A 283-nucleotide genomic window follows, 5' to 3' on the forward strand; every position below is an offset into this window, starting at 1 on the left:
AGCTGTTCACCATGCACGGCACGATCATGCTGCTGCTGTTCGCGACGCCGATCGTCTTCGGTTTCGCGAACTACATCGTGCCGCTGCAGATCGGTGCACCCGACGTCGCGTTCCCGCGGCTCAACTCGTTCTCGTACTGGCTGTACCTGTTCGGCGGCATCATCGTCGTCTCCGGCTTCCTCACCCCGGGCGGCGCGGCGGACTTCGGCTGGTTCGCCTACACCCCGCTGTCGGACGCGGTGCGTTCGCCGGGGCCGGGCGGTGACCTCTGGATCATGGGTCT

Annotated in this window: 1 protein-coding gene; it reads left to right on the forward strand. The window is 66.1% G+C overall.

The features are described 5' to 3' along the window. On the forward strand, window positions 1-283 hold a 283-nt coding region (locus tag DBV35_RS29900), incomplete at both ends, for a cbb3-type cytochrome c oxidase subunit I (protein WP_205648974.1).

The sequence above is a fragment of the Acuticoccus kandeliae genome, assembly GCF_003073115.1.